The organism is Streptomyces naganishii JCM 4654 (genome assembly GCF_014650575.1).
GTDB classification, from domain to species: Bacteria; Actinomycetota; Actinomycetes; order Streptomycetales; family Streptomycetaceae; genus Streptomyces; species Streptomyces naganishii.
In genome coordinates, this window is the sequence record NZ_BMVF01000020.1 from 1 (window position 1) to 19,784 (window position 19,784).

Annotated in this window: 20 protein-coding genes, 5 tRNA genes and 1 pseudogene; 17 read left to right on the top strand and 9 right to left on the bottom strand. The window is 71.5% G+C overall.

Annotated elements, in window-relative coordinates; genetic code table 11:
• From IE217_RS28315 to IE217_RS28330, 4 genes and pseudogenes are all read right to left on the bottom strand, one after another.
• A pseudogene (locus IE217_RS28315) lies at window positions 1-93 on the bottom strand (ATP-binding protein); the annotation flags it as partial.
• Window positions 74-472, bottom strand: a complete 399-nt coding sequence (locus tag IE217_RS28320) for a DUF742 domain-containing protein (protein ID WP_019058642.1) — start codon at window positions 470-472, stop codon at window positions 74-76. The gene IE217_RS28320 and the pseudogene IE217_RS28315, both read right to left, overlap by 20 nt.
• Before the next feature lie 111 nt (window positions 473-583).
• Window positions 584-997, bottom strand: coding sequence for a roadblock/LC7 domain-containing protein (locus tag IE217_RS28325; protein ID WP_003973453.1), 414 nt, complete (start codon window positions 995-997; stop codon window positions 584-586).
• Window positions 998-1,006: 9 nt separating this feature from the next.
• Window positions 1,007-4,711 carry a sensor histidine kinase gene (locus tag IE217_RS28330; RefSeq protein ID WP_190180805.1) on the bottom strand — a complete coding sequence of 1,235 codons (3,705 nt, stop codon included), beginning with the start codon at window positions 4,709-4,711 and terminating at the stop codon, window positions 1,007-1,009.
• 614 nt (window positions 4,712-5,325) lie between these two features.
• On the opposite strand from IE217_RS28330, the gene IE217_RS28335 reads away from it, so the two are divergent.
• The 9 genes from IE217_RS28335 (at window position 5,326) to IE217_RS28375 (ending at window position 9,512) form a co-directional block, all read left to right on the top strand.
• Window positions 5,326-5,514: a hypothetical protein gene (locus tag IE217_RS28335; protein WP_190180806.1), complete on the top strand. Its 189-nt coding sequence runs from the start codon at window positions 5,326-5,328 to the stop codon at window positions 5,512-5,514.
• A gap of 294 nt (window positions 5,515-5,808) precedes the next feature.
• Window positions 5,809-6,594, top strand: a complete 786-nt coding sequence (locus tag IE217_RS28340; protein ID WP_190180807.1) for a fumarylacetoacetate hydrolase family protein — start codon at window positions 5,809-5,811, stop codon at window positions 6,592-6,594.
• Window positions 6,587-8,071 carry a glutamate--tRNA ligase gene (gltX, locus tag IE217_RS28345; protein WP_190180808.1) on the top strand — a complete coding sequence of 495 codons (1,485 nt, stop codon included), beginning with the start codon at window positions 6,587-6,589 and terminating at the stop codon, window positions 8,069-8,071. Before IE217_RS28340 ends, gltX begins: the two co-directional genes overlap by 8 nt.
• 133 nt (window positions 8,072-8,204) lie before the next feature.
• Complete coding sequence (locus tag IE217_RS28350; protein ID WP_190180809.1) at window positions 8,205-8,939, top strand: HAD family hydrolase; 735 nt, start codon at window positions 8,205-8,207, stop codon at window positions 8,937-8,939.
• A 94-nt stretch (window positions 8,940-9,033) separates the two neighbouring features.
• A tRNA-Gln gene (locus IE217_RS28355) sits at window positions 9,034-9,105 on the top strand.
• Between the two features lie 38 nt (window positions 9,106-9,143).
• Window positions 9,144-9,216 (top strand) — tRNA-Glu (locus IE217_RS28360).
• A 29-nt stretch (window positions 9,217-9,245) separates the two neighbouring features.
• Window positions 9,246-9,318 (top strand) — tRNA-Glu (locus IE217_RS28365).
• A gap of 21 nt (window positions 9,319-9,339) precedes the next feature.
• Window positions 9,340-9,411 (top strand) — tRNA-Gln (locus tag IE217_RS28370).
• A gap of 28 nt (window positions 9,412-9,439) precedes the next feature.
• Window positions 9,440-9,512 (top strand) — tRNA-Glu (locus tag IE217_RS28375).
• Window positions 9,513-9,554: 42 nt separating this feature from the next.
• Here IE217_RS28375 and IE217_RS28380 read toward each other — a convergent pair.
• Window positions 9,555-10,199: a MerR family transcriptional regulator gene (locus IE217_RS28380; RefSeq protein ID WP_190180810.1), complete on the bottom strand. Its 645-nt coding sequence runs from the start codon at window positions 10,197-10,199 to the stop codon at window positions 9,555-9,557.
• An 88-nt stretch (window positions 10,200-10,287) separates the two neighbouring features.
• Between IE217_RS28380 and IE217_RS28385 the strand changes: the two genes are divergently transcribed.
• Entirely contained in the window at window positions 10,288-10,806 is a 519-nt protein-coding gene (locus tag IE217_RS28385; RefSeq protein ID WP_190180811.1) for a DUF4188 domain-containing protein, read from the top strand.
• A gap of 73 nt (window positions 10,807-10,879) precedes the next feature.
• On the opposite strand, the gene ndgR is transcribed toward IE217_RS28385, so the two are convergent.
• Window positions 10,880-11,596, bottom strand: a complete 717-nt coding sequence (gene ndgR / locus IE217_RS28390) for an IclR family transcriptional regulator NdgR (protein ID WP_028425251.1) — start codon at window positions 11,594-11,596, stop codon at window positions 10,880-10,882.
• A 188-nt stretch (window positions 11,597-11,784) separates the two neighbouring features.
• Between ndgR and leuC the strand changes: the two genes are divergently transcribed.
• From leuC to IE217_RS28410, 4 genes are all read left to right on the top strand, one after another.
• Window positions 11,785-13,215 carry a 3-isopropylmalate dehydratase large subunit gene (gene leuC, locus IE217_RS28395; protein ID WP_190180812.1) on the top strand — a complete coding sequence of 477 codons (1,431 nt, stop codon included), beginning with the start codon at window positions 11,785-11,787 and terminating at the stop codon, window positions 13,213-13,215.
• Between the two features lie 6 nt (window positions 13,216-13,221).
• Complete coding sequence (gene leuD, locus IE217_RS28400) at window positions 13,222-13,815, top strand: 3-isopropylmalate dehydratase small subunit (RefSeq protein ID WP_190180813.1); 594 nt, start codon at window positions 13,222-13,224, stop codon at window positions 13,813-13,815.
• Window positions 13,816-14,065: 250 nt separating this feature from the next.
• Complete coding sequence (locus tag IE217_RS28405) at window positions 14,066-14,296, top strand: SCO5555 family protein (RefSeq protein ID WP_112469683.1); 231 nt, start codon at window positions 14,066-14,068, stop codon at window positions 14,294-14,296.
• 136 nt (window positions 14,297-14,432) lie between these two features.
• Window positions 14,433-15,068, top strand: a complete 636-nt coding sequence (locus IE217_RS28410; protein ID WP_190180814.1) for an HU family DNA-binding protein — start codon at window positions 14,433-14,435, stop codon at window positions 15,066-15,068.
• Window positions 15,069-15,165: 97 nt separating this feature from the next.
• On the opposite strand, the gene IE217_RS28415 is transcribed toward IE217_RS28410, so the two are convergent.
• Together IE217_RS28415 and cofC are read right to left on the bottom strand one after the other, a co-directional pair.
• Window positions 15,166-15,369 (bottom strand): hypothetical protein, encoded by a 204-nt coding sequence (locus tag IE217_RS28415; protein WP_189708994.1) that lies wholly within the window; start codon window positions 15,367-15,369, stop codon window positions 15,166-15,168.
• Window positions 15,370-15,378: 9 nt separating this feature from the next.
• Window positions 15,379-16,017 (bottom strand): 2-phospho-L-lactate guanylyltransferase, encoded by a 639-nt coding sequence (gene cofC / locus IE217_RS28420; RefSeq protein ID WP_190180815.1) that lies wholly within the window; start codon window positions 16,015-16,017, stop codon window positions 15,379-15,381.
• A 153-nt stretch (window positions 16,018-16,170) separates the two neighbouring features.
• On the opposite strand from cofC, the gene IE217_RS28425 reads away from it, so the two are divergent.
• Genes IE217_RS28425 through IE217_RS28435 form a run of 3 tightly spaced genes read left to right on the top strand, consistent with a single transcriptional unit; the run spans window position 16,171 to window position 19,249 of the window.
• Entirely contained in the window at window positions 16,171-17,025 is an 855-nt protein-coding gene (locus IE217_RS28425; protein WP_229865663.1) for a lysophospholipid acyltransferase family protein, read from the top strand.
• Window positions 17,022-18,032 (top strand): NAD(P)H-dependent glycerol-3-phosphate dehydrogenase, encoded by a 1,011-nt coding sequence (locus IE217_RS28430; protein WP_190180816.1) that lies wholly within the window; start codon window positions 17,022-17,024, stop codon window positions 18,030-18,032. Before IE217_RS28425 ends, IE217_RS28430 begins: the two co-directional genes overlap by 4 nt.
• A gap of 59 nt (window positions 18,033-18,091) precedes the next feature.
• The gene (locus tag IE217_RS28435) at window positions 18,092-19,249 is read left to right on the top strand and encodes a D-alanine--D-alanine ligase family protein (RefSeq protein WP_190180817.1); all 1,158 of its coding nucleotides are present in this window, start codon (window positions 18,092-18,094) and stop codon (window positions 19,247-19,249) included.
• A gap of 37 nt (window positions 19,250-19,286) precedes the next feature.
• Here the strand turns inward: IE217_RS28435 and IE217_RS28440 are convergent, their stop codons facing one another.
• Window positions 19,287-19,769 (bottom strand): DUF3515 domain-containing protein, encoded by a 483-nt coding sequence (locus IE217_RS28440; protein ID WP_190180818.1) that lies wholly within the window; start codon window positions 19,767-19,769, stop codon window positions 19,287-19,289.
• Window positions 19,770-19,784: the final 15 nt, after the last annotated feature.

Here is a 19,784-nt window from a genome sequence, read left to right on the forward strand (position 1 = left end):
GACGAACGTGGTCTTGCCCACGCCGAAGCCGCCCGCCACCACGATCTTCGCGGAAGTGGTCGCCCGGCTTCCGTCAGAGCTTGCGAAGTCCACTGAGCACCCTTTCGAGCAGCGTCACATCAGGCGCGCCGCCGTTGTTCTCGTCGCCGCCCGGCTGGTGGATGGCCACCAGGCCGGCCTCGGCGAGGTCCGCGACGAGGATCCGCGCCACACCGAGCGGCATGGCGAGCAGCGCCGAGACCTCGGCGACCGACTTCACCTCGCGGCACAGATGGCAGATCCGCTGGTGCTCCGGGAGCAGTCCCATCAGCGCTGCCGGGTCGGCCGTCGTGCTGATCAGCGCCTCGATGGCGAGCTGGTAGCGCGGCCGGGTCCGGCCGCCGGTCATCGCGTACGGACGGACCAGCGGCTGGTCGCCCTCGTCCCCGTACGGCTCGGCGTACGGATCATGAGAGGCGGTGGGCGGGGTCATGAATCCTCCGGGCGGGACAGCAAGTCGTTCGGGCTAGCCGTCTGACGGGGCCGGTGGGGGGATTGTGGCGGCCGGACGGTGATTTGGTGAGACGGGTGGTACCGGGGCCTGTCAGTGGAGCAGACTGCCCTGTAGTTCGGCGCGCAGGTCGGGCGTGAGGACCGCGCCCGCGCGGTCGACGAGCAGCGCCATCTCGTAGCCGACGAGGCCGATGTCGCACTCCGGGTGCGCGAGCACGGCCAGGGACGAGCCGTCCGAGACGGACATGAGGAAGAGAAAACCGCGCTCCATCTCGACGACCGTCTGCGCCACGTTGCCGCCCTCGAAGATCCGGGAAGCCCCGGCGGTCAGCGAGGTGAGGCCGGACGCGACGGCCGCGAGCTGGTCTGCCCGGTCGCGGGGGAAGCCTTCGGACATCGCCAGAAGGAGTCCGTCGGCGGACACAACGACGGTGTGGGACACCCCGGGGGTGTTGTCCACGAAGTTGGTGATCAACCAGTTGAGGTTCTGTGCCGCCTGGCTCATCGGGCTCAACTAACGCTCCTGCTGGTGAGTGGGGCTCGGGAAGCCGCCCGTCTGACCGTTGCCGGCCTGACGGCCCTGTGCGATGCCCCTGCGGAGATTGGTCAGCCGTCCGCGTACGTCGTCAGGCGCACGCGAGACCTGCGGACCGCTCTGGTGCTGTTGCTGCTGAGCCGTGCCCGGGACGAGGTTCGCCCGGGGCACCCGGCGCGGCAGGCCGGAGGTGGTGACTCCGCCCGCGGCGGGCTGCCGTACGCGCTCGGCCTGCCGGACGAGGTCGTCGTTCGGCGAGCTGCGCCACGCGGCGGAGGCGGCGGTCCGCTGGGGACCGGTGGGGGTCTGCGGGGCAGCAGGAGCCTGCTGCTGGGGGGCCGGGGCGCTCGGCTGCTGCTGACGGCCACCGCCGCGGAACCAATTGGTCTCCAGGGTGTCGTACAGCGGCGTCCGTCCGTCGCCGGGACCCGTGGCCGGGGGAAGCGCCTCGGGCTCCTGACGGGCCGGGCGCTGCGCGGCCGGCGGCCGCTGGGCACCGAAGTCGGCGGGACCGCCGGGCTGCGGCCTCTCGAACTGACCGGTGGACGACGGGTCCTGACGGCCCGGCAGGGCGTGCCGGCCGGTGGAGCTCGGGTCGTAGCCGGGCTGGGCGTACTGGCCCGTGGAGCCGTTGTCGTAGGCCTGCGGGGCCTGCACCGCGGGGAACTGGCCGGTGGAGGAGGCGTCGTACGCCTGACCGGTGGGGTACTGGCCGGTGGCCGCCGGGTTCTGCGAGGCCGCGCCGAACACGTCGGAGCGGACGTACGGGCCCGAGTTCTGCGCGCCGGGTGCCGGGTACTGACCGGTGTTCTGCGCGCCGGGCGCCGGGTACTGGCCGGTGTTCTGGCCGCCGCCGCGCTGGGCGTCGTAGCCGGGGCCGGGTATCGCCGGCATCTCCGCCGTGGCGCCGGGGCCCTGGCGGTCGTCGATCCGCGGCATGCGCGAGGTCTGCGCCGGGTCCTGCTCGTCGTGGCCGCGCGGGGCGTCCATCTGGGCACGGCCCTGGGCGTTGTCGTCGGCCCAGCTCGCGGTGCGGGACGGGCCGTTGGCGCCGGGCAGCTCCGCCCGGGCTCCGCCGCGCGGCGGCAGCTGGCGGCCCTGGTCGCCGCCGCCCGCGCGCTGCGGGGGCACGGCGCCGCGGGCGCCGCCGAAGGTGTCCTGGCGGCGGGTGTCGCCGAAGTTCTGCTGCGGGGCCGGACGCTGACCGTCGTTGAAGCCCTGCGGGGCGCCCGCACCGCCGGACTGCGGCGCCTGGCCGCCGAGCCCGCGCGCACCGGGGCCGTTCTGGCGGCCGCCGTTGCCGGGCAGCGCGGCCCGCGGGCCCTGGCCCGAGCCGACCTGCCCGCGCGGAGCGGCACCGGTGCCGAGCCGGCCCGCACCGCCCTGCGCGGCGCCCGCGCCGAGCGCGCCACCGCCCGCCTGGCCGCTCTGCCGGCGTGCCGCGGCGGCGCCTGCGGCGGCCTGCGCGGCCGCCGGACCGCCCGTGGAGGGGGCGCCGGGCTTGCCGCCGGCCGGCTTCTTGCCGCCCTGGGCGACGTCCACCGGCAGCATGACGAGGGCCGTGGTGCCGCCGGAGTCCGACGGGCGCAGCTGGATGCGGATGCCGTGCCGCTGCGAGAGGCGGCCGACCACGAACAGGCCCATGCGGCGGGAGACGGAGACGTCCACGGTGGGCGGCGAGGCGAGCCGCTCGTTGATCGCCGCCAGGTCCTCGGGGGAGAGGCCGATGCCGGTGTCGTGGATCTCGATCAGCACGCGGCCGTCGGGCAGCGCGTGACCGGTGACCTTGACCTTGGTCTGCGGGGAGGAGAAGGAGGTCGCGTTCTCTAGCAGCTCGGCGAGCAGGTGCACGAGGTCGTTGACGACGCGGCCGGCGACCTCGGTGGTCGGCACCGCGGCCAGTTCGATGCGCTCGTACTGCTCCACCTCGGAGGCGGCGGCGCGGAGCACGTCGACCAGCGGGACCGGGCGGGTCCACCGGCGGCCGGGCTCCTCACCGGCGAGGACGAGGAGGTTCTCGCCGTTACGGCGCATACGGGTCGCGAGGTGGTCCAGCTTGAACAGCGAGGACAGCTGGTCCGGGTCGGCCTCGCGGGACTCCAGCTCGGAGATCAGCGACAGCTGGCGCTGGATCAGACCCTGGGAGCGGCGCGAGAGGTTGGTGAACATCGCGTTGACGTTGCCCCGCAGCAGGGCCTGCTCGGCGGCGAGGCGGACCGCCTCGCGGTGCACGTCGTCGAAGGCCGCGGCCACCTGGCCGATCTCGTCCCGGGAGTGCACACCGACCGACTCCACGGACGTGTCGACGTCCTGCGGGTCGGACTCGGACAGCTGCTTGACCAGCTCGGGCAGGCGGTCCTGGGCGACCTTGGTGGCGGTCTCCTGCAGGCGGCGCAGCGAGCGGATCATGGAGCGGGCCACGACGAAGGCGCCGACCAGCGACACGCCGAGGACGAGGAGGATCAGGGCACCGGAGATGATGGCGTCGCGCTCGGTGGCGCTGCGCAGCTCGCGGGCCTTCTGCTCCATCTCCTCGAGCAGCGTGTGCTCGATCTTCTTCATCTGCTCGATCTTGGTCGAGCTGTCATCGACCCAGTCGCGGTAGGACCGCTTGTCGAGCGAGGCCAGACCGTCCTTGCTGTCCAGGACGCGCTTGGCGTACGTGTCCGCGGACAGGATGGTCGGGTTGCCCTCCTCGATGGGCTTGATGAGCTCCTCGGCGCCGTCGCCGTAGATGTTGCGGAAGCTGCTGAGCTCGGAGGTCTGGCTCTCCAGCGCCGAGTCCGCGTAGAGGCGGTCGTTGTCGGAGAGGTGGCCCGGCTCGGTGTTGTTGGCGGGCAGGGCCGCGGCGATCACGGCGCGCTGCACGGACGCGTACTCCTTGGCGGAGGAGAAGGCCGCCAGGGCGCGGGTGCGCTGGATCATCTGCGGGTTGCTGGTCGCCTCGGCCATGTCCTGGGAGAGGGCGAGCAACTCGGTGATGAGGTGGTGGTAGGCCTCGACGGTCTGCGTCGAGTTGTCCTTGGCCTGGTACGCGTTCTTGCGGATCTTGCTCAGGCCGTTGAGTTCGCTGGCCAGGCCGACCAGGGTGTCGCGGACACCCTGGAGGTTGCCGTTCTTGCTGGCGCTGTCGATCTCCTCGGAGGCCGACAGGAAGTTGTCCCGCGCGCGGTCCGTCTTGTCCTGGAAGCCCTTGACGGTGATGGCGCTCGCGCTGGAGGGGTGCGCCAGCGGGCCGGCCGACTGGTCGCGCTCCTCCTGGAGCGCGGCCGCCAGCTCGGTGGCCTGCTTGGTCATGTCCGTCAGCAGCTTCATGTTGTCGAGCTGCTGGATGTCGTCCATGTTCTGGCTGATGCGCAGCGCGCCGAGCGAGGTCGCCGCGACCACGGGGAGCGCGAGCAGCGACACCAGGCGCGTGGAGATGCGCCAGTTGCGCAGCGCCAGGCGCGAGCCAGGGCCCGCGGGGCCCTGGGCCTTGGGCGGTTTCACCGCCGGAGCGGGGCTCGGCGACGCCTGCGTACCGGACGGGCCGGACACGCCGGGGCGGCCGGCGCGCTCACCGCCGTCACCGGAGGGGCCGGGGCCCTGGTTCTGGGCGTGCTGGGGCGAGGAACCGCGGTCGGTCCCGCCGTGCGGCTCCGGCTCCGCCGAAGCGCTGCCATCCCTCTTGAAACGTCCCTGCACTAGCGTCGCAACCTCTGGACCAGGCGCCCCTCCGCGCGAGCGGAAGGACGGTGTCGGCGTCGTGGGAAGCGTCCTGAACACACTTCCCGTGGTGGTCGTGAGTGACCGGCGCTGGCTCCCCCTTCTCGCCGCCACTCGGCGCTGCGTTGCGCCCCCTGCGCGCCGGGTCGATCCTGCGGCGGTCCGTGGCATTCCAGCACAGTGCCGGATCTCCAACAAGGCATGTGGGCCATGCTGTGACCTCCGTGACACGCCGTGAGTGACGGGTTACGGGATGTGGAAAGGGATCTCTCCCATAAAGGACATATGACTGCGATCCATTGGGTCCTCTGAGGTGTCCCGCGGGTGTCCCAGTCGCCATGATCAGGAGCGGAATGAAGGCTTCAGGGGGTTAATGTCCTGATTCGTCGCCACGGAACGCCCCTGATAAATGTCCGCTTTGTCAATGCGGCCGTGAGCAAACTCACACGGAGATCACGGGCTCTTCACGCCTTCGGCCGGGAATTGAATGTTTAGCCTGACGCTTTACAGAGATGGCAAATCCGGCAACCCGCGCCCGCGCGGGGCTCCAGCGGCCCTCGCGGCGCCCGTACACGACGAGGTCTCGTACAACCGTGAAGACGACGATGATGTTCCGCAACATAGCCAACCCCCGGCGCACGACGCTCGCCCACCTCGAGGACGCCGAAGCGCTGCAGACGCCGCAGCAGCCGGAACACTCCGTCATCCTCCCCACCCAGACCGCCAACCCCCGGCGCACCGTCCTCATGGAGGCCCCGGTCGCGGCCTCCGTCGCGGAGTAGTACGCACGCCGGACGCCGGATGCTCACAGTGGGCACGAGGCGTACGAAGAAACGAAAGAAGAGACGAAGAAGACAAGGGGCGCCCCGCCGGCCGGGGCGCCCCTTCTCGTCGCCCGGGCCGCGGTGCGCGCGGTCGCGCGGGCGACGATGCGCGCGGTCGCGCGGGCCGCGACGCGCGCGGTCCGGATCGGCGATGCGCGCCGTCCACCCCGTAATGCGCGAGGTCCCGGGCGCCCGCCGCGTTAGCCTGGAGCGTCAGACTCCAGCCAGTTCAGTCAAGGGGCCAAGCAACCCGTGCGCATCGCCAGGTTCTCCATCGACGGGAACGTAGCCTTCGGCGCGGTCGAGGGCGACAAGCCGGACGAGCTCGTCCTCGACATCATCAAGGGCATCCCGTTCGCGGACTTCGAGCTCTCCGGCACCAAGGTGCCGCTCGCCAAGGTACGGCTGCTGCCGCCGGTGCTCCCCAACAAGGTCGTGGCCTTCGGCCGCAACTACGCCGAGCACGCCCGCGAGCTGGGCAACGAGGTGCCCGACGTCCCCTTCGCCTTCTTCAAGCCGTCCACCTCGGTGATCGGCCCCGGCGACGAGATCCGCTACCCCTCCTTCTCCGAGGAGCTGCACCACGAGGCCGAGCTGGCCGTGGTGATCGGGCGGATGTGCCGCGAGGTCCCGCGCGACCGCGTCAAGGACGTCGTCTTCGGCTACACCTGCGCCAACGACGTCACCGCCCGGGACGTGCAGCGGCGCGAGAAGCAGTGGGCGCGGGCCAAGGGCTTCGACACCTCCTGCCCGCTGGGCCCCTGGGTGGAGACGGACATCGACCTGGCCGCCGCGTCCGACCTGACCGTCCAGCTCACCGTCAACGGCGAGCAACGGCAGCTGGGCCGCACCAGCGAGATGGTCCACCCCATCGAGGACCTCATCGTCAACATCTCCGAGGCCATGACGCTGCTCCCCGGCGACGTGATCCTCACGGGCACCCCGGCAGGGGTCGGCCCCCTCAACGTCGGCGACGAGGTCGCCGTCACCATCGAAGGCATCGGCACTCTCACCAACAAGGTTGTCAAGCGTGGCTAGCGCATCCGGCTCCTCCGTACGCGTCCGTTTCTGTCCCTCGCCCACCGGTAACCCCCACGTGGGCCTGGTCCGCACCGCCCTGTTCAACTGGGCGTTCGCCCGGCACCACCAGGGCACCCTGGTCTTCCGCATCGAGGACACCGACGCGGCCCGAGACTCCGAGGAGTCCTACAACCAACTGCTCGACGCGATGCGCTGGCTGGGCTTCGACTGGGACGAGGGCCCCGAGGTCGGCGGCCCGCACGCGCCGTACCGCCAGTCGCAGCGCATGGACATCTACAAGGACGTCGCGCGAAAGCTGCTCGACGCCGGCCACGCCTACCACTGCTACTGCTCCCAGGAGGAGCTGGACAGCCGCCGCGAGGCCGCCCGCGCCGCCGGCCGCCCCTCCGGGTACGACGGTCACTGCCGCGACCTCAGCGCCGCCCAGGTCGAGGAGTACGAGGCCCAGGGCCGCGCCCCGATCGTCCGCTTCCGCATGCCCGACGAGACGATCACCTTCACGGACCTGGTCCGCGGCGAGATCACCTACCTCCCGGAAAACGTCCCGGACTACGGCATCGTCCGCGCCAACGGAGCCCCGCTCTACACGCTGGTCAACCCGGTCGACGACGCCCTGATGGAGATCACCCACGTCCTGCGCGGCGAGGACCTGCTCTCCTCCACCCCGCGCCAGATCGCCCTCTACAAGGCGCTGACCGAACTGGGCGTCGCCAAGCGGACCCCCGAGTTCGGCCACCTGCCGTACGTGATGGGGGAGGGCAACAAGAAGCTCTCCAAGCGCGACCCGCAGTCCTCGCTGAACCTCTACCGCGAGCGCGGATTCCTGCCCGAGGGGCTGCTCAACTACCTGTCCCTGCTCGGCTGGTCGCTCTCGGCCGACCAGGACATCTTCTCCGTCGAGGAGATGGTCGCGGCCTTCGACATCGGGGACGTGAACCCCAACCCGGCCCGCTTCGACCTGAAGAAGTGCGAGGCGATCAACGCCGACCACATCCGGATGCTGGACGTGAAGGACTTCACGGAGCGCTGCGCGCCCTGGCTGAAGCCGCCCATCGCGCCCTGGGCGCCGGAGGACTTCGACGAGTCCAAGTGGCAGGCGATCGCCCCGTACGCCCAGACCCGCCTGAAGGTCCTGTCCGAGATCACGGACAACGTCGACTTTCTCTTCCTCGCCGAGCCGGTCTTCGACGAGGCGTCCTGGACCAAGGCGATGAAGGAGGGCAGCGACGCCCTGCTGCGCACCGCCCGCGAGAAGCTCGAGTCGGCCGACTGGACCTCCGCGGACTCCCTCAAGGAGGCCGTCCTGGCCGCCGGCGAGGCCCACGGCCTCAAGCTCGGCAAGGCCCAGGCCCCCGTCCGCGTGGCCGTCACCGGCCGCACGGTCGGCCTCCCCCTCTTCGAGTCCCTGGAAGTCCTGGGCAAGGAGAAGACCCTCGCCAGGATCGACGCGGCCCTGGCCAGGCTCGCCGCCTGACCCGCGCGCACCTACGACAGGCGTGGCCCCGGAACCCCCGGGGCCGCCCCTGTCGTCCTGCTTACCGCGCGTCGGCCTCGTCGATCAGGCGGGCGCCCCGCGTCGCCGGTCGTCCGGCGGTACTGTCGGTGGCATGGGGATCCGGGCCGTCCTGTGGGACGTCGACGACACGCTGTTCGACTACACCTCGGCCGACCGGGCGGGGATGCGGGCTCATCTGCTGGCCGAGCGGCTGCTGGACAGGTACGGCACCGCCGAGGAGGCGCTGGCGCACTGGCGGCGGATCACCGACGCGCAGTGGGCGCGGTTCTCGGCCGGCGAGGCGACCTTCGAGGAGCAGCGGCGGGACCGGGTGCGGGTCTTCCTGGACCGGCCGGAGCTGACCGACGGCGAGGCCGACGCCTGGTTCGACCGTTATCTCGGTCACTACGAGGCCGCCTGGGCGCTCTTCCCGGACGTGCTGCCCGTGCTGGACGCCCTGGCCGTCAGCCACCGGCACGCGGTGCTGTCCAACTCCAGCGTCACCGTCCAGGAGCGCAAGCTGCGCGCGCTCGGCGTGCGGGACCGCTTCGAGGCGCTGCTGTGCGCCGCCGAGCTGGGGGTGTCCAAGCCCGAGGCGCGGGCGTTCCACGCCGCCTGCGACGCCCTGGAGCTGCCCCCGCACCAGGTCGCGTACGTCGGCGACCACCCGGACATCGACGGGCGGGGCGCCGCCGAGGCCGGGCTGCTGTCGGTGTGGATCGACCGCGACGGCGTCCACACCGCCCCCGAGGCGGGCGCCGCCCCGCACCGGATCGCCTCCCTCGCCGAACTCCCCGCGCTCCTCGGCGCCGATACCCGTTTTGGAGCCCCGTCCACCTTCGGGTAATGTTCTTCCTGCGCCGCCGGGGAGCGGGCCGGAAGGCCGGAAACCCGACAGGCGCAGTGCTAGAACAAGAACCCCTCAGGGGCTTGCGTTCCAGTGGCCTATGGTGTAATTGGCAGCACGACTGATTCTGGTTCAGTTAGTCTTGGTTCGAGTCCAGGTAGGCCAGCTCGCAGAGCTCATCTGCACCGCGGATCACATCCGCAAGCCCCCGTTGTGTAGCGGCCTAGCACGCTGCCCTCTCAAGGCAGTAGCGCCGGTTCGAATCCGGTCGGGGGTACGGATTCCAGGAGCGATCCAGGGATCAAGGCCCCCGTTGTGTAGCGGCCTAGCACGCCGCCCTCTCAAGGCGGTAGCGCCGGTTCGAATCCGGTCGGGGGTACTGACTGGTCTAAACCATCATTGGTCTATGGTGTAATTGGCAGCACGACTGATTCTGGTTCAGTTAGTCTTGGTTCGAGTCCAGGTAGACCAGCTCGGACCTGCGGAAACGCAGTGTCCTCGCCCCCGTTGTGTAGCGGCCTAGCACGCCGCCCTCTCAAGGCGGTAGCGCCGGTTCGAATCCGGTCGGGGGTACGACATCGAAGGGCCTTCCCCAGGGAGGGCCCTTCGGCGTGCTCACTCGAAGCCGTACCGCCGGGCCGACTCCTCCTCCTGGGCCAGCCGGCGCAGCGCCAGCAGCATCGGCTCGCCCAGCACCGTCCCCAGCACGGCGATCTCCACCCGCTCCGCCTCGGTGGGGTACGTCTCCACGAAGTCCAGGTCCAGCACCGCGGCCTCGTGCATCAGCCGCGCGTACGGCTCCATCCGTTCGGCGCCCCAGCCGTGCCCGAGCCGCCGGAACGCCGCGACCGCCACCACCAGCGAGCGGTAGGCCGGGGAGATGGTCACCAGGGCCTTCGCGTTCGACCAGCCCAGGGTGTCCAGGAGTTGATCCACCTCGTCCCGGGCGGCCCGCACGTAGGCGTCCTCCGCGTCCGGCTCCCGGATCTGCGGCAGCGCCCACAGGGCCGCGCCCATCCGGATCGTACGGCCCAGGGACTCGTCGTCGACGTGCCCGAGCACCTCCCGGACCGTCGCCACCGGCAGCCGCCCCACCTGGATCAGCGCGCGCACCAGCCGCAGCCGGCGCAGATGCTCCTCGTCGTAGTCGGCGGTGGTCGCGTTGACCTGCCTGCCGGGCGCCAACAGCCCTTCCCGCAGGTAGTACTTGATCGTCGCGGTGGACACACCGCTGCGCTCGCTCAACTCGGCCAGCCGCATCTCTTGCGCCTCTCCTTGGGAAGTGACACTATCCAACCATCAGCCGAATGGATAGCGCCGCTATCCGACATGCCGCCAGGGGGTCGTCGTGTTCGCGAAGCCGGTACGGGGCCGTACGACCGCCGACGCCGAGGGCGATGTGGTGGTCCTGCTGATCGGGATGCGGATCAACCACTTCTGGGCGGTGCACCGGTGGCTGCCGGTCATGATGGCGATGCCCCGCATGCTGAGGGAGCTCGCGCGCGACCGCGGGCGCGGCCTGCTGGGCCACGTCCTGCTGACGGCCTCGCCACGGACGTACTACGTCGTCCAGTACTGGGAGTCCAAGGAGCAGCTCTACGCCTACGCGGCCTCGCCCGACATGTTCCACCACCGGGTCTGGGCCCTGATCAACCGCAGGGAGCGGGAGGGCAGGGCGCGCGGCCACGTGGGCCTGTGGCACGAGGCGTACGTGGTGCCCGAGGGATCGTACGAGTCGATCTACGTCGACATGCCGGCCTTCGGTCTCGCGGCGGCCCACGGACAGGTGCCGGTCGAGCGCCGGGGGCGGACCGCCAGGGACCGCTTCGCGCACCGGTCGGCGAAGGCGGCGCAGGAAGCCAACTGACCCCGGAGCCGGGGGGAGCGGGGAGGGTCTGCCGCGGCGTTGAGGCGGGCCCTCCCCGGTGACGTGTGCCCGGTCAGCCCGAGCGGCGCAGTGCCTCGGAGAGGCGGGCGGCGGCGTCGATGACCGCCTGGGCGTGCATCCGGCCGGGGTGGCGCGTCAGGCGCTCGATGGGGCCGGAGACGGAGACGGCGGCCACCACGCGGTTGGAGGGGCCGCGCACGGGCGCGGAGACGGACGCGACGCCCGGCTCGCGCTCGCCGATCGACTGGGCCCAGCCGCGCCGGCGCACGCCCGACAGCGCCGTCGCCGTGAAACGGGCGCCCTGGAGGCCGCGGTGCAGGCGCTCCGGCTCCTCCCAGGCCATCAGGACCTGGGCCGAGGAGCCCGCCTTCATGGTCAGCGTGGAGCCCACCGGGACCGTGTCCCGCAGGCCGGACAGGCGCTCCGCCGCGGCCACGCAGATGCGCATGTCGCCCTGGCGGCGGTAGAGCTGCGCGCTCTCGCCCGTGACGTCGCGGAGGTGGGTGAGCACCGGGCCGGCGGTGGCGAGCAGGCGGTCCTCGCCCGCGGCCGCGGCCAGTTCCGCCAGGCGCGGGCCGAGAATGAACCGGCCCTGCATGTCGCGCGCGACCATGCGGTGGTGCTCCAGGGCCACGGCCAGCCGGTGGGCCGTGGGTCGTGCCAGTCCGGTGGCCGCGACCAGACCCGCGAGGGTGGCCGGACCGGACTCCAGGGCGCTCAGGACAAGGGCTGCCTTGTCCAGGACGCCGACGCCGCTACTGTTGTCCATGAAACGATACTTGCGTCTCACTCTGTGAAACGCAAGTTCAATTTTCCGTGGAACGCGCCACCCTTGAACACACAACGGCCCGTGGACCGGCGGGCCGGCGGTGGCTGCCCGGCTGGGGGGTTCGGGCGCCGCTCCTCAAGATCTCTAGTTGGGCCGGCGCGCTGTCGCGTTCGGCCGGAGGGAAAGCGATGGGTAGGACACTCGCGGAGAAGGTCTGGGACGACCACGTCGTCCGGCGCGCCGAGGGCGAGCCCGACCTCCTCTTCATCGATCTGCACCTGCTGCACGAGGTGACCAGCCCCCAGGCCTTCGACGGCCTCCGCAAGAGCGGGCGCGGTGTGCGCCGGCTCGACCTGACCATCGCCACCGAGGATCACAACACCCCGACCCTCGACATCGACAAGCCCATCGCGGACCCGGTCTCCCGCGTCCAGCTGGAGACGCTGCGCAAGAACTGCGCGGACTTCGGCGTCCGGCTGCACCCGCTGGGCGACGTCGAGCAGGGCGTCGTGCACGTGGTCGGCCCCCAGCTGGGCCTGACCCAGCCCGGCACCACCGTCGTCTGCGGCGACTCGCACACCTCCACGCACGGCGCCTTCGGCGCGCTGGCGTTCGGCATCGGCACCTCCCAGGTCGAGCACGTGCTGGCCACCCAGACGCTGCCGATGGGCCGCCCGAAGACCATGGCGATCACGGTCGACGGCGAGCTGCCCGAGGGCGTCACCGCCAAGGACCTCATCCTGGCGATCATCGCCCGGATCGGCACCGGCGGCGGCCAGGGCTACGTCCTGGAGTACCGCGGCTCCGCCATCGAGAAGCTCTCGATGGAGGCCCGCATGACCATCTGCAACATGTCGATCGAGGCCGGCGCCCGCGCGGGCATGATCGCCCCCGACGAGACCACCTTCGCCTACCTCAAGGGCCGCCCGCACGCCCCCGAGGGCGAGGACTGGGACGCGGCGGTCGCGTACTGGAGGACGCTGCGTACCGACGACGACGCCGAGTTCGACGCCGAGGTCGTCATCGACGCCGCCGCGCTGGCCCCGTTCGTCACCTGGGGCACCAACCCCGGCCAGGGCGCGCCGCTTTCGGCGTCCGTCCCCGACCCTGCTTCGTACGAAGACGCTTCGGAGCGCCTCGCCGCCGAAAAGGCCCTGGAGTACATGGGGTTGGAGGCCGGCCAGCCGCTGCGCTCCATCCGGGTCGACACCGTCTTCGTAGGCTCCTGCACCAACGGCCGCATCGAGGACCTGCGCGCCGCCGCGGACCTGCTGCGGGGCCGCAAAGTCGCCGACGGCGTACGGATGCTGGTCGTGCCGGGCTCCGCGCGGGTGGGCCTCCAGGCCGTCTCCGAGGGCCTGGACGTGGTCTTCAAGGAGGCCGGCGCCGAATGGCGGCACGCGGGCTGCTCGATGTGCCTGGGCATGAACCCCGACCAGCTGGCCCCCGGCGAGCGCTCCGCCTCCACCTCCAACCGCAACTTCGAGGGCAGGCAGGGCAAGGGCGGCCGCACCCACCTGGTGTCGCCGCAGGTCGCCGCCGCCACGGCGGTCCTCGGTCACCTGGCCTCCCCGGCCGACCTGTCCGCCGCCGACGCCCCCACGCCCGCTGGAGTCTGAGAGATCATGGAAGCCTTCACCACCCACACCGGCCGGGCCGTCCCGCTGCGCCGCAGCAACGTCGACACCGACCAGATCATCCCCGCCCACTGGCTCAAGAAGGTCACGCGCGACGGGTTCGAGGACGGGCTGTTCGAGGCCTGGCGCAAGGACCCCGAGTTCGTGCTCAACCGCCCGGAGAGGCAGGGCGCCACGGTCCTGGTGGCCGGCCCCGACTTCGGCACCGGCTCCTCCCGCGAGCACGCCGTCTGGGCGCTGCAGAACTACGGCTTCAAGGCCGTGATCTCCGCGCGCTTCGCGGACATCTTCCGGGGCAACTCGCTGAAGAACGGCCTGCTCACGGTGGTCCTCGACCAGAAGATCGTGGACGAGCTGTGGGAGCTCACCGAGAGGGACCCGCAGGCCGAGGTGACCGTCGACCTCGAGGCCCGCGAGGTGCGCGCCGAGGGCATCACCGCCTCCTTCGAGCTGGACGAGAACTCCCGCTGGCGGCTGCTGAACGGCCTGGACGACATCTCCATCACCCTCCAGAACGAGGCCGACATCGCCGCGTACGAGGCGGAGCGCCCCTCCTTCAAGCCCCGCACCCTGCAGGCCTGAGGCAGACGAGTTTCAGCCACCCGACAGCGCCGCCGTACCCCCGATCACCCCGATCGGGGGTACGGCGTTTTTTCGGCTCCGAAACTCGGGTGCGCCGCCGTGCGCGCGGCCAACTGCCCAGGTTAGGAAGGTTGTTGCCGGGGCACACGCGTCCTTGGACGCCGGTCGGCGGATGTCTCAGGAAGGCGGTCCACGGCGGCAGTTGCCCCCTGCGCAGGCGACAACTCGCCCCAGATGGCACAATCTGTGCATGGACAACGACGGCCAACTCGAGCTCTATACGGCGGTCGCGGCCCAACTGAAGGAAGCGCACGCAAGAGTGCGCGCACTGCAAGTCCCGGAGGGCGTACGGATGGCGCTGACCCGGAAGCTGCTGGTCATTACGGCCGCGGCCAAGCACGATCTCGCCGGTGCGACAAGGCGTCTGGAGCGGTTCACGGCAGACCTCGACGAGGGTCGAATCCCCGGCGAGGAAGGCTGAACAGCCCGAGACCGTCGAGTCCGTTGCGGCACAAGGGTGATTAGCCCGTTTCGTGTTTGATTTGCGGTATATATCTGCCTAACGTGCGAAAAAGCCTGAACACTTTCGTTCCGGCGAGGTCTCCGAAGGGGAAGACGTGAACAAGGCGCAGCTCGTAGAAGCGATTGCCGACAAGATGGGCGGCCGCCAGCAGGCCGCCGATGCCGTCGACGCCGTCCTGGACGCCATCGTCCGCGCGGTCGTCGGAGGAGACCGGGTCTCGGTCACCGGCTTCGGGTCCTTCGAGAAGGTGGACCGCCCCGCCCGCTACGCCCGCAACCCGCAGACGGGCGAGCGGGTGCGGGTCAAGAAGACCTCCGTTCCCCGCTTCCGCGCCGGCCAGGGCTTCAAGGACCTGGTGAGCGGCTCGAAGAAGCTCCCCAAGAACGACATCGCGGTCAAGAAGGCCCCCAAGGGCAGCCTGTCCGGCCCGCCCGCCACGATCGCCAAGGCCGTCGGCAAGAAGGCCGCAGCCAAGAAGACGACCGCGGCGGCGAAGAAGACGGCCGCGAAGAAGACCACCACGGCGAGGAAGACCACCGCCAAGAAGACGGCGCCGGCGAAGAAGACCACGGCCGCCGCCAAGAAGACCACGGCCACCAAGACGACCGCCAAGAAGACCGCGGCCAAGAAGGCCCCGGCGAAGAAGGCGACCGCCAAGAAGGCCCCGGCCAAGAAGTCGGCCGCCCGCAAGACCACCGCCAAGAAGACCACCGCGCGCGCCGGCAAGTAGGCGGAGCTCACGCAGGGGTACTCACGCGCCGGGCCGGACTCCCCAGGGAGCCCGGCCCGCGGTGTGTCCGGGGGCCTCGAGGGACCGCCCGCCGGCTTCAGAAGGTCTGCAGCGTCACCAGCGTGACCCGCAGGCCGTCCCCCGAGCCCTCGGTCTCGATCCGCACCCGCTGCCCGGGCCGCAGCAGCCGCAGACCGCCCGCGTCGAACGCCGGGGCGTCGAAGGGCACCGGGGTGCCGTCGTCGAGCAGCACCTGCCCGCTGCGGCTGACGGGGTCGTACGTGTACGCGGTCGCCTGCATGAACGCAGCCTACTGCCCGGGGATCAGCAGCCGAGCGGCCGCGGCCGCCGTGCGCGGCCCCACCCCGAGGGCCAGTGCGGCCCGCAGATCCTCCCCGGTGTCCACGTCCTGGCGTACCGAATCCACCCCGGCCAGGCGCAGTTCCACCGCGCCCGAGGCCCGGTGGCGGGCCCGGGAACCCCTACCGAACGCCGGGCGCAATTCACCGCCCGCGGCCGCGGCCAGCAGGGTCGTACCCGTTCCCGCCGCATCCGCGAGAAAAGCGCGCGGGAATTGCGCGGCCGCCCGGAGAACTCTCGCCAATTCCACGGACCGCAGCGCGGGGAGATCGGCGTTCAGCGTCGCCACGGGACTTTCGGGACGCGACGCCCCGGCGTGCGCGGCGCCGTGCGCGAGGGCGGCGTTCAGGCCCGCGCGCGGCTCGTCCGCGACGATCCGGGCGCCCAGCGCCGCCAGCTCCTTTCCGGCCAGCGCGTCGTTGGTGACGACCGCCACATCCCCGACCGCCGGGCAGGCCAGCGCGGCCGCCACGGTGTCCTGGGCGAAGGCGAGGGCGAGGGCCGGCCGCACCCCGTCCCCCGCGGTGTCCGAGAGCCTGCTCTTGGCCCGGCTCAGGGGCTTCAGGGGGATGACCAAGGTCCACTGCACGCGCGTCCCGTCCCTCTCTCGTCCCGGACATTCTCCCCGGCCCATCGGGCGCCGCCGAGGTCGGGGCGTACGGTGTTCTCGACAGACCGGCGGCATGGGGCGACACTTGTGCGGCCCCCGGCCCCGGGGGCAGCCCTAGAGGAAGGTGTCCGCGTGCCCCGCCGCAGAATCGGCTTCTGGTACCGCTTCGCAGCGGTGATCTGCAAACCGCCGCTGGTGGTTCTGATCAAGCGGGACTGGCGCGGAATGGAGAACATTCCGGCCGACGGTGGATTTATCACCGCGGTGAACCACAATTCCCACGTCGACCCCTTCGCATACGCGCACTATCAGTACAACACCGGCCGCGTGCCGCGATTCCTCGCGAAGAGCGGGCTTTTCAAGCAGGGCTTCGTGGGCGCCGCGATGCGCGGCACCGGGCAGATCCCCGTCTACCGGGAGAGCACGGACGCGCTGAGCGCCTTCCGCGCCGCCATCGACGCCGTGGAGCGCGGCGAGTGCGTCGCGTTCTACCCCGAGGGCACCCTCACCCGCGACCCCGACGGCTGGCCGATGACCGGCAAGACGGGCGCCGCGCGGGTCGCGCTCCAGACCAAGTGCCCGGTGATCCCGGTCGCCCAGTGGGGCGCCAACGAGCTGCTGCCGCCGTACGCGAAGAAGCCCAGGCTCTTCCCGCGCAAGACCCACCACGTGCTCGCGGGCCCGCCGGTGGACCTCTCCCGCTTCTACGACCGGGAGATGACCCCGGAGCTGCTCAAGGAGGCCACCGAGGTCATCATGGCGGCCATCACGCGCCAGCTGGAGCAGATCCGCGGCGAGAAGGCGCCCGCCGTGCCCTACGACCCGCGCCGCGAGCGGATCGAGCAGCGCCGCAGGACCGAGGCCCAGAACCGCGCCCGCGCCCAGGGCGGCACGGCGGCGGCACAGGACCAGGGCGGGCTGGCGGCGGCCGTACAGGAAGAGGGCGGGAGCGCGCCTGCCGTAAGGGAAGAGGGGCAGGGCACGTGAGCAAGCCGGTCAAGGCGGCCGTCTTCGGCACCGGATCGTGGGGAACCGCCTTCGGCATGGTCCTCGTCGACGCCGGCTGCGAGGTCACCCTCTGGGCCCGCCGCGCCGAACTCGCCGACGCGGTCAACTCCACCCGGACCAACCCCGACTACCTGCCCGGCGTCGAACTCCCGGAGGGCCTGACGGCCACCGCGGACCCCGCCGAGGCCGCCCGCGACGCGGACTTCACCGTCCTCGCCATCCCCTCGCAGACCATGCGCGGCAACCTCGCCGAGTGGCTGCCCCTGCTCGCGCCGGACACCGTCCTCGTCTCCCTGATGAAGGGCGTCGAACTCGGCTCCGCGATGCGGATGAGCGAGGTGATCGAGGACGTCGCCAAGGTCGGAGCCGACCGCATCGCCGTGGTCACCGGGCCCAACCTCGCCCGCGAGATCGCCGCCCGCATGCCCGCCGCCGCCGTGGTCGCGTGCACCGACGAGGCCGTCGCCCGGCGGCTCCAGGCCGCCTGCCACACCCCGTACTTCCGGCCGTACACCAACACCGACGTCGTCGGCTGCGAACTGGGCGGCGCGGTGAAGAACGTGATCGGGCTGGCCGTCGGCATCGCGGACGGCATGGGGCTGGGCGACAACGCCAAGGGCTCGCTCATCACGCGCGGGCTCGCCGAGACCACCCGCCTCGGCATGGCGCTCGGCGCCGACCCGCTGACCTTCTCCGGACTCGCCGGCCTCGGGGACCTGGTGGCCACCTGTTCCTCGCCGCTGTCGCGCAACCACACCTTCGGCACCAACCTCGGCAAGGGCATGACCCTCCAGGAGACCATCGCGGTCACCAGGCAGACCGCGGAGGGCGTCAAGTCCTGTGAGTCGGTGCTGGATCTGGCCCGCCGGCACGGCGTCGACATGCCCATCACGGAGACCGTCGTCGGCATCGTGCACGAGGGCAAGCCCCCGGTGGTCGCCCTCAAGGAGCTCATGTCGCGCAGCGCGAAGCCCGAACGACGCTGAGCGACGCAGGCCCGCGGACGCTGTCTCGGGGCACTACCAACGGGTACTCTCATCGCGATATGAGCACCGAGAACCTCCCCCAGAGCCCTGAGCAGCCGTCCCGCAAGCCGCGCGTGGCCGTCGTGTTCGGAGGCCGCAGCTCCGAACACGGGATCTCCGTGGTCACCGCCGGCGCCGTCCTGCGGGCCATCGACCGGACCAAGTACGAGGTCCTGCCCATCGGCATCACCCGGGACGGCCGTTGGGCGCTCACCGCCGACGCCCCCGAGCGCATGGCCATCACCGACCGCCGCACGCCCAGCGTCGAGGAGCTCGCCGAGTCGGCCGAGGGCGGCGTGGTGCTCCCCGTCGACCCCGCCAACCGCGAGGTCGTCTACACCGAGCCCGGCTCCGTGCCCAAGGCGCTCGGCGAGGTCGACGTCGTCTTCCCGGTGCTGCACGGCCCCTACGGCGAGGACGGCACCCTCCAGGGCCTGCTGGAGCTCTCCGGCGTCCCCTACGTCGGCGCGGGCGTCCTCGCCTCCGCCGTCGGCCAGGACAAGGAGTACATGAAGCGGGTGTTCACCTCCTTCGGGCTCAAGGTCGGCCCGTACGTGGTGATCCGGCCCCGCGAGTGGCAGCGGGACGAGTCCACCGCCCGCAAGAAGATCGTCGACTTCGCCGGCGAGCACGGCTGGCCGCTGTTCGTGAAGCCCGCCCGCGCGGGCTCCTCGATCGGCATCACCAAGGTCGACGACCTCGCGGGCCTCGACGAGGCCGTCGCGGAGGCCCAGCGCCACGACCCGAAGATCATCGTGGAGGCCGCGCTGCGCGGCCGCGAGATCGAGTGCGGGGTGCTGGAGTTCGAGGACGGCCCGCGCGCCTCCGTCCCGGCCGAGATCCCGCCGCCCGAGACGCACGCGTACTACGACTTCGAGGCCAAGTACATCGACTCCACCCCCGGCATCGTGCCCGCCCCGCTGACGTCCGAGGAGACCGACGAGGTGCGCGAACTCGCGGTGCGGGCCTTCGAGGCGGCCTCGTGCGAGGGCCTGGTGCGCGCGGACTTCTTCCTCACCGAGGACGGCGAGTTCGTGATCAACGAGATCAACACCATGCCCGGCTTCACGCCCATCTCGATGTACCCGCAGATGTGGCAGGCCAGCGGCATCGGCTACGGCGAGCTGGTGGACCGCCTCATCCAGGCGGCCCTGCGCAGGCCCACCGGACTGCGCTGAGGTCCGTAAAAGACCCCTTCGGCGCCCCTTTCCGCGCTCAGTCGGCGATCCCCTCGGGGATCGCCTTCTTGATGGCGGGGGCCAGGACGGCCAGCGGTGCCACCCCGTGCCCGGTGCGGCTCTTGGGGATGGTGACCTCCACATAGGCCAGCCGCAGGGTGGTGGTGAAGCGGAACGATCCGTCGTCCCGCTTCTGCAGCAGCCAGCCGACCCCGTCCACCTCGGCGCCGTCGGCCTCCGGATCGTTCATCTCGGCGGGCCGCGCGACACCGCAGCGCAGTATGATCGCCGGGCTTCCCCAGCCCGCGGTCAGCGCCGAGGCGGGCCGGGGGTCCTCGCGGCCCAGCCCGTCCACCGTCTTCGGCAGCGCCCCGTCCAGGTTCCGGCACAGTTTCGCCACCGCCGCGTCCGGGCTGGGAACCGCGGCGGTGGCGCTGTCGTCGCCCGAGGAGCAGCCCGCCGCGGCGCACAGGGCGACGAGGACGGGCAGGCCGAGAAGCCGGTGACGGAAAGAGCTCACCGGCCAAGGGTAGAC

Coding starts and splice junctions, on each gene's coding strand:
- IE217_RS28320 (WP_019058642.1), bottom strand. CDS start 472: ATGACCCCGCCCACCGCCTCTCATGATCCGTACGCCGAGCCGTACGGG.
- IE217_RS28325 (WP_003973453.1), bottom strand. CDS start 997: ATGAGCCAGGCGGCACAGAACCTCAACTGGTTGATCACCAACTTCGTG.
- IE217_RS28350 (WP_190180809.1), top strand. CDS start 8,205: ATGGGGATCCGGGCCGTCCTGTGGGACGTCGACGACACGCTGTTCGAC.
- IE217_RS28380 (WP_190180810.1), bottom strand. CDS start 10,199: ATGCGGCTGGCCGAGTTGAGCGAGCGCAGCGGTGTGTCCACCGCGACG.
- ndgR (WP_028425251.1), bottom strand. CDS start 11,596: ATGGACAACAGTAGCGGCGTCGGCGTCCTGGACAAGGCAGCCCTTGTC.
- leuC (WP_190180812.1), top strand. CDS start 11,785: ATGGGTAGGACACTCGCGGAGAAGGTCTGGGACGACCACGTCGTCCGG.
- leuD (WP_190180813.1), top strand. CDS start 13,222: ATGGAAGCCTTCACCACCCACACCGGCCGGGCCGTCCCGCTGCGCCGC.
- IE217_RS28405 (WP_112469683.1), top strand. CDS start 14,066: ATGGACAACGACGGCCAACTCGAGCTCTATACGGCGGTCGCGGCCCAA.
- IE217_RS28415 (WP_189708994.1), bottom strand. CDS start 15,369: ATGCAGGCGACCGCGTACACGTACGACCCCGTCAGCCGCAGCGGGCAG.
- IE217_RS28435 (WP_190180817.1), top strand. CDS start 18,092: ATGAGCACCGAGAACCTCCCCCAGAGCCCTGAGCAGCCGTCCCGCAAG.